This window comes from Dactylosporangium sp. NPDC050588 (assembly GCF_040654975.1).
In the GTDB taxonomy this organism is placed as follows: domain Bacteria; phylum Actinomycetota; class Actinomycetes; order Mycobacteriales; family Micromonosporaceae; genus Dactylosporangium; species Dactylosporangium maewongense.
In genome coordinates this window covers 1-8474 of sequence record NZ_JBFAJA010000179.1, presented here as the reverse complement: position 1 = coordinate 8474, position 8474 = coordinate 1, and the positions used below count along the sequence as shown (strand labels likewise).

Sequence of the window (8474 nt, the reverse complement as noted above, 5' to 3'; positions counted from 1 at the left end):
GACCGTCGACACCGACGCCAGGTCGGCCGGGTCGAGGACGGCGAGGACCGCCGGCGGCAGCGTCGCGTGCGACACCGCGAACCGGCCGATCAGCTTCGTCAGGCCGGCGCCGGGCAGCAGTGCCGCGGCGTCGGCGACGACCAGCGACGCGCCGGAGCACAGCGTCACGAAGATCTCGGCGGTGGCCGCGTCGAACCCGGCGGAGGCGAACTGCAGCACCCGGCTGCCCGGGGTCAGCGCGAACCGCTCCGCCTGCGCCGCCACCAGGCTCGCCAGGCCGTTGTGGGTCACGACGACGCCCTTCGGGGTGCCGGTCGACCCGGACGTGTAGATGACGTACGCCGCGTGCCCCGGCAGCACCGTCACGGCCGGCGGGGTGCCGGGCTGCCGCGCGACCGAGGCGGCGACCCGCGGGTCGTCGAGGGCGACGGAGCGGACCCGGCCGGCGGGCAGCTCGTCGAGGATGTCCTCGATGCCGAGCAGCATGCTGACGCGGGCGTCGGCGAGCATGAACCCGACCCGGTCGACGGGCAGCCCGGGGTCGATCGGCAGGTAGGCGCCGCCGGCCTTCGACACCGCCAGCAGGGCGAGGATCAGGTCGGCGCCGCGGGGCAGGCTGACGCCGACCAGCGACTCCGCTCCGACGCCGAGCGTCGTCAGGTGCCGGGCCAGCTTGTTCGCCTGGACGTCCAGCTCGGCGAACGTCAGGGAGACCCCGTCGCCGAGCACGGCGGTCGCGTCCGGGGTCCGCCGGACCTGCGCGGCGAACAGCTCCGGCAGCGTCGCCGCCGGGACGTCGGCCGCGGTGTCGTTCCAGCCGGTCAGGACCTGGTCGAGCTCGGCCGCGCCGAGCACCGGCACCACCGCCAGCGGGGTGCGTGACCCACTGTCGAGGTCGGCTTCGAGGGCCGTGACGAGGCCTTCGACGGCGGTGAGGGTCATGCGGACGGCGGCGTGCGGGTCGATCGGCGCGACGGCGTCCATGGTGAGGGTGAACCCGTCGCCGTTGTCGTCGACCGAGGCGGACAGCGGGTAGTTCGTGCGTTCCCGCAGGTACACCTGCCGCACGGTGGTCCCCGTGTCGTCGTCCTGCTGCGTGGCCTGGTCGAGGGTGTTGTGCCGGTAGTTGAACAGCGAGTTGAACAGCGCGACGCTCGCCGGCACGTCGCTGGCCCGCTGGGCGAGGGCCAGGGGCGCGTGCTCGTGTTCGAGGAGGCCGGCGAGCTGCCCGCGCATCGCGGCGACGGCGGCGACGACGTCGAGGTCGCCGGTCCGCAGCCGGACGGGCAGCGTGTTGATGAACATGCCGACCCGGTCCTCGCCGACGCCGGCGTTCATCCGCCCGAACAGCAGCGTGCCGAACACGACGTCCTCGCGGGCGGCGGCGACGGCGAGGACCCGCGACCAGGCGACGTGCAGGACGGTCGCCGGGCTCGCGCCGAGCCGCCGGGACACGTCCCGCAGCCGCCGGCCGAGGCCGGCGTCGACGTCCGCCCGGGCGACGACCGCGGTCGACCCGTCGCCGCGGACGTCGGTGACCCCGAACGCGGCGGTCGGCTCGTCGATGCCGCTCAGCAGGTCCCGGAAGTACTGCTCGTGGTCGCTGCCGGCCAGGCTGGCGCGGGCCTGGGCGACGAAGTTCCGGAACGGCTGCGGGGTGGGCAGCCCGGCGGTGCGGCCCGCCAGGATCTCGCGGACCTCGTGGTAGACGGTCTGCGCGGCGGTGTTGTCCTCGACCAGGTGGTGCATCCGCACCATGACCAGCCGGCGGTCCTCCTCGAGGGTGGTCACGTGGGCGTCGATCATCGGGGCGCGCCCGAGGTCCATCGACAGGCCCACGACGGACATCAGGTCACTCGCCGGGTCGCCCGCACCGGCCGGGAGGTCGACCTCGGTCACCGGCAGCGGCGCGGACCGCCACACGACCTGCACCGGCTCGCGCAGCCCCGACCACACGACGGAGCTGCGGAAGATGTCGTGCCGGTCGATGACCTGCTGCAGCGCGGTGAGGAAGGCGTCGAGGCCGGCTTGATCGGGCAGCTCGAACGCCCGCGCGACGGCGTAGACGTCGTCGCCGCCGTCCGCCAGCAGGTGGTGGAAGAACATCCCCTCCTGCAGCGGGGCCAGGGGGTAGATGTCGGCGATGTTCGCCGCGCCGCCGTCGACGGCGGCCACGACCGCCCGCACCTCGTCGCCGGTGAGCTCGACGAGCGGCAGCATGTCGAGGGTGATCTCCTGCGCGCCGTCCGGGATCAGGTTCGGTGGCACCTCGACCGCGGCGGCACCGGCGGCCGCGGCGAGCCGGGCCGGCGTCGGCGCGTCGAACAGGGTGCGGACCGACACGGACATCCCGCGGGCCCGCAGCCACTCCACGAGCCGCACGGCGAGCAGCGAGTGGCCGCCGAAGGCGAAGAAGTCGTCGTCGACGCCGACGGCGTCGAGGCCGAGCAGTTCCGCGAACGCCTGGCAGAGCAGCTCCTCGCGGGCGTCCGCCGGGCCGCGCCCGGTCCCGGCCGCGAACTCCGGCGCGGGCAGCGCTTTGCGGTCGAGCTTGCCGTTCGTGGTGAGCGGCAGCGCGTCGAGGGTGACGAACGCGGCCGGCACCATGTACTCCGGCAGCCGGGACGCGGCGAACTCCCGCAGTCCGTCGACCTGGCCGACGACGTAGGCGACGAGCCGGTCGTCGCGCAGCACCACGGCGGCCTGCTCGACCTGCGGATGCGCGGAGATGGCCGCCTGGATCTCGCCGGGCTCGATCCGGAACCCGCGGACCTTCACCTGGTCGTCCGCCCGGCCGAGGTAGACGATGTCGCCGTCGGTGGACCAGCGCACGACGTCGCCGGTGCGGTACAGCCGCTCGCCGGTGCCGTATGGGTCCGCGACGAACCGCTCGGCCGTCAGACCGGGCCGGCCCGCGTAGCCGCGAGCCAGCTGAACACCCGCCAGGTAAAGCTCGCCGCCGACACCCACCGGCACCGGAGCCAGGCGGTCGTCCAGGACGTAGACGCGCGTGTTGAACACCGGCTTGCCGATCGGCACCACCGGCGAACCATCCGGCCGCACCTCGAAGTCGGTGACGTCCACGGACGCCTCGGTCGGACCGTACAGGTTGAACAGGCCGACGAACGGCAGCACCTCGAAGAACCGGTCCCGGGCCGCGGTCCCGAGCGCCTCACCGGAGCAGACGACCCGCCGCAGCCCGGAGCACGCGGCCGCCTCGGGGGCCGCGAGGAACGCCTCCAGCATCGACGGGACGAAGTGGACAGTGTCGACACCTGCGGTGCGGATCAGGTCGGCGATGTACGACGGGTCGCGGTGACCGCCCGGCTTCGCGATCACCATCGTCGCACCCTGAATCAACGGCCAGAACAGCTCCCACACCGACACGTCGAACCCGAACGGCGTCTTGTGCAGCACCCGGTCACCTGCAACGAGCCCGAAGCGGGCCTGCATCCAGACCAGGCGGTTCACGATGCCCTCGTGCGGCACCACCACTCCCTTGGGCAGGCCTGTGGACCCGGAGGTGTAGATGACGTACGCGGCCTGGGCGGGCAGCACCCGCACGCCCGTCTCGCTGTCCGCGTAGCCGTCGGCGTCGGCGTCGGTCACGACGCAGACCGCGCCCCGGCTCATGTACGCGACGCGCTCAGCCGGCAGGTCCGGGTCGATCGGCAGGTACGCCCCGCCGGCCTTCACCACCGCCAGCAGCGCCACCACCAGGTCCACGCCGCGCGGCAACCGCAGACCCACGACCGAGTCCGGCCGCACACCCTCGGCGATCAGGCGGTGCGCCAGACGGTTCGAGCGTGCGTCCAGCTCCGCGTACGACACCGACGAACCCTCGAACTCCAGCGCCGCCGCATCCGGGGTCCGCGCGACCTGCGCCGCGAACAGCGAAGGCAGCGTCCCCGCCGGCACGTCCGCCGCGGTGTCGTTCCACTGGCGCAGCACCATGTCCAGGTCGGCGGCGTCGAGGACGCCGATGTCGGCCAGCGGCGTCCGCGGGCCGGCCTCCAGGGCCGGGACCAGGCCGGCGATCGCCGCGTTCAGCATGGTGACGACCGCGCCCGCGTCGATCGGCCCGACCGCGTCGACGGTCAGGGTGAAGCCGGTCCCTTCGTCCTCGATCGACACCGTCACCGGGTAGTTGGTGCTCTCCCAGGTGTGCATCAGCTCGACGCCGTCGAACCGGGGACCGTCCTCGCCGGTGCCGCGGCCGACGCCGCCGCCGTTGTGCCGGTAGTTGAAGCAGGTGGTGAAGAGCGGCTGGTCGCCGGGGACGGCGCTGACCCGCTGTGCCAGGGCGAGGGGCGCGTGTTCGTGTTCGAGGAGGCGGGCCAGCTGGCCCTGCATCTCGGCGACGGCGTCCCGCGCGTCCAGGTCGCCGGAGCGCATCCGGACCGGCAGGGTGTTCATGAACAGGCCGGGGGCCCGGTCGGCGCCGGCGCCGGCGTTCATCCGGCCGAACACGACCGTGCCGAACACGACGTCGTCGCGGCCGGACACGACGGCCAGGACCCGGGACCACGCCACGTGCAGGACCGTCGCCGGGCTGACCCGCAGGCGCCGGGCGGTGGTCCGCAGCCGCGCCGCGAGGTCGGCGTCGAGGTCGAGGCCGGCGCGCATCAGCCCGGACGCGTCGCCGCGGATGTCCATGACCCCGAACGCGGCGGTCGGCTCGGCGACGCCGTCGAGGAGGTCGCGGAAGAACGCCTCGTGCCGCCCGTCGGCGAGCCCGGCCCGGGACTGCGCGACGAAGTCGCGGAACGGCACCGGCGCCCGCAGACGGTCGGCGCGGCCGGCCAGGATCGCCTCGATCTCGGTCATGACGACGTCGAGAGCGGTGTGGTCCTCGACGAGGTGGTCGATGCGCAGCACCATCAGCCACCGACCGCCGGGAAGCTCGGCCGGGTGCAGGTTCAGCAGCGGGGCCCGGCCGAGGTCGTTCGGCACCGCGACGATCCGCATCAGCTCGGCCACCGGGTCGGTGGTGCCGGCCGGCAGGGTCACCTCCGTGACGGGCAGGGTCGCGGACCGCCACACGACCTGGACCGGTTCGCGCAGCCCGGACCAGACGAACGAGGTGCGGAACACGTCGTGCCGGTCGACGACCTGCTGCAGCGCCCCGGCGAACACGTCGAGGCGGTCCCGGTCGTCGAACTCGAGGACGAACGAGGTGACGTAGACGTCGGCGCCGCCTTCGGCCGCCAGGTGGTGGAACAGGATGCCCTGCTGCAGCGGGGCCAGGGGGTAGATGTCGGCGACGTTCGCCGCGCCGCCGTCGACGGTGCCGACGACGGTGTCGATCTCCGCCTGGGTCAGGTCGACCAGTGGCAGCAGGTCGGGCGTGATGACCTGGGCTCCGGCCGGGATCCGGTTCGCGGGGACGTCGACGGCGACGCCGCCGGCCGCGGCGGCCAGCCCCGCCGGGGTCGGCGTCTCGAACAGCGCCCGGACCGACACGTTCACGCCGCGGGCCCGCAGCCACTCCATGAGGCGGACGGCGAGCAGGGAGTGGCCGCCGAGGGCGAAGAAGTCGTCGTCGACGCCGACCTCGTCGACGCCGAGGACCTCGGCGTACCCCTGGCAGATGACCTCTTCGCGGGCGTTCGCCGGTCCGCGGCCGGACCCGGTCGTGAAGTCCGGTGCGGGCAGCGCCTTGCGGTCGAGCTTGCCGTTGACCGTCAGCGGGATCGCGTCCAGCGACACCACGGCCGACGGCACCATGTACTCGGGCAGCCGTTCGGCGGCGTACTCCCGCAGCCCGTCACCCGCACCGACGACGTAGGCGACGAGCCGCTTGTCGTCGGTGGCGATCACCGCCACCTGGGACACCTGCGGGTGCGCGGCGAGGACGGACTCGATCTCGCCCAGCTCGATGCGGAACCCGCGGATCTTCACCTGCGCGTCCGCCCGGCCGAGATACACGAGGTCGCCGTCGCCGGTCCAGCGGACGACGTCACCCGTGCGGTACAGGCGGCCGCCGGCGCCGAACGGGTCGGCGACGAACCTGCCGGCGGTCAGGCCGGCCCGGCCCAGGTAGCCGCGCGCCAGTTGCTCACCGGCGACGTACAGCTCGCCCGCGACCCCGGGCGGCACCAGCCGGAGGTTGTCGTCCAGGACGTGGGTGCGCAGCCCTGCGAGGCCGCGGCCGATCACGCTGTCGCTGGTCCCGCCCGCCGCCAGGGGCCGGTAGGTGACGTGCACGGTGGTCTCGGTGATGCCGTACATGTTCACGAGCTGGACGCCGTGCTCCCACCAGCCGGTGAGCCGCCCGGGGTCGAGGGCCTCGCCACCGAACACGACGACCCGCAGGTCGGAGGGTGCCGGGGTCAGCTGGTAGAACGCGGACGGCGTCTGGCTCAGCACCGTCACGCGCTCGCGGATCAGCAGCTCCCAGAACTCATGCGGGGACCGGGACACGTCGACCGGCACGATGACCACGCGGCCGCCGTGGAGGAGGGCGCCCCAGAGTTCCCAGACGGAGAAATCGAACGAGAAGCTGTGGAACCACGTCCACACGTCATCGGCACTGAACAGTTTACGGGTCGCCGCGAAGAGCGCCACGACGTTGCGGTGCGTCACCACCACACCCTTCGGCGTGCCCGTCGAGCCCGACGTGTAGATGACGTACGCCGCATGCGCCGGCACCACCTCGACGGCGGGGTCTGCGCCGTCCGGGACCGGGTCGCCGATGTGCACGACCGGCACACCGCTCACCATGTCCACCCGGTCGGTCAGCACACACCGCGCACCCGCGTCGGCCACCATGAACGCGGCCCGCTCCGCCGGCAGCGCCGGGTCGATCGGCAGGTACGCCCCGCCCGCCTTCCACACCGCGAGGAGCGCGGCGATCAGGTCCACGCCACGCGGCAGGCACACCGCGACCACCGACTCCGCGCCCACACCGTTGGCGACGAGGAGCCGGGCCAGGCCGGACGCGCGGCCGTCCAGCTCGGCGTACGACATCTGAACGCCGCCGGACACGACCGCCACGGCGTCCGGCGTCCGCGCCACCTGCGCCGCGAACAACGCACCCAGCGACACCTCCGGCACATCCACCGGGGCGGTGTTCCAGTCGGTGAGGAGCCGGTCGCGTTCGGCGGGGTCGAGGGCGTCGGTCGCGGAGATCGGGGCGGCCGGGTCGGCGACGACGGCCGCGAGGACGCGGATCCACCGCTGCGCGATGCCGGCGACGGTGCCGGCGTCGAACAGGTCGGCCGAGCCGACGAGCACGCCGTGGAGTCCGGCGGCGGCGCCGTCGGCGTCGAACGACTCGAAGATCTCGACGTCGAGGTCGAACTTCGCGGCCGCCGACAGCTCCGCGGCCGGTTCGGCGGCGGCGCCGACACCGATGCCGGGCAGGTCGAGGACGGCGTCGGCGGTGTTCTGCACCGTCAGGTTCACCTGGAAGAGCGGGTTGCGCGCCAGGTGCCGGACGGGGGCGAGCTCCTCGACGAGCCGCTCGAACGGCACGTCCTGGTGCTCGAACCCGGCGAGGCTGGTCTCCCGCACCCGGCTCAGCAGCTCAGCGAACGTCGGGTCCCCGGACAGGTCGGTCCGCATGACGAGGGTGTTGACGAAGAACCCGACCAGATCGTCCAAGGCCTGGTCGGTACGCCCGGCGATGGCCGCACCGATCGGGATGTCCGTGCCGGCGCCCAGCTTCGACAGCAGCACCGCGAGGCCCGCCTGCAGCAGCATGAAGACGGTGACACCTTCGGCCCGGGCCACGGCGAGCAGCCGGGCGTGCAGGTCGGCGGGCAGTTCGAGGGGGATCACGTGCCCGCGGTGGCTGGCGACCGCTGGGCGGCGCCGGTCGGCCGGCAGCGCCAGCTCCTCCGGTGCCCCGTCGAGCGCCTGCCGCCAGTAGGCGACCTGCCGCGCGATGACGCTGTCCGGATCGTCCTCGTCGCCGAGCAGGTCACGCTGCCACAGGGTGTAGTCGGCGTACTGGACCGGCAGCGGCCGCCACGCCGGCGCCTGGCCGGCGAGCCGGGCCTGGTACGCGGCCGACAGGTCCGCCGCGAGGGGGCCGAGGGACCAGCCGTCGCCGGCGAGGTGGTGCAGGACCACGACGAGGGTCCGCCCGCCGAGGAGGTGGGCCCGGATCGGCACCTCGGTCGCCAGGTCGAACGCGCGCCCGACCGCGGCCTCGAGGTCGGCGTCGGCGCCGAGTCGCAGCCGCCAGTCGAGGTCCTCGATGGCGAGGATCCGCTGGTACGGCTGCCCGTCCGCGGTCGGGAAGACCGTGCGGAGCACCTCGTGCCGGGCGATCACGTCGCGGAGTGCCGCGTCGAGGGCGGTGACGTCGACGTCGCCGGACAGGCCGAGGACCATCGGGATGTTGTACGTGGAGCTCGGGCCCTCCAGCTGGTCGATGAACCACAGGCGCTGCTGCGCGTAGGAGAGCGGGAGCCGCTCGGGCCGCTGCCACGGCACGAGCGCCGTGCGGGCCGCTCCCGCGCCAGGCA

1 protein-coding gene is annotated in these 8474 nt (G+C 73.8%); it reads right to left on the bottom strand.

Going from position 1 to position 8474, the window contains the following annotated elements; all coding sequences use genetic code 11:
- Positions 1–8474, bottom strand: an 8474-nt coding sequence (locus AB0I21_RS56785) for an amino acid adenylation domain-containing protein (RefSeq protein ID WP_360574298.1), incomplete at both ends; no start/stop codon positions are given.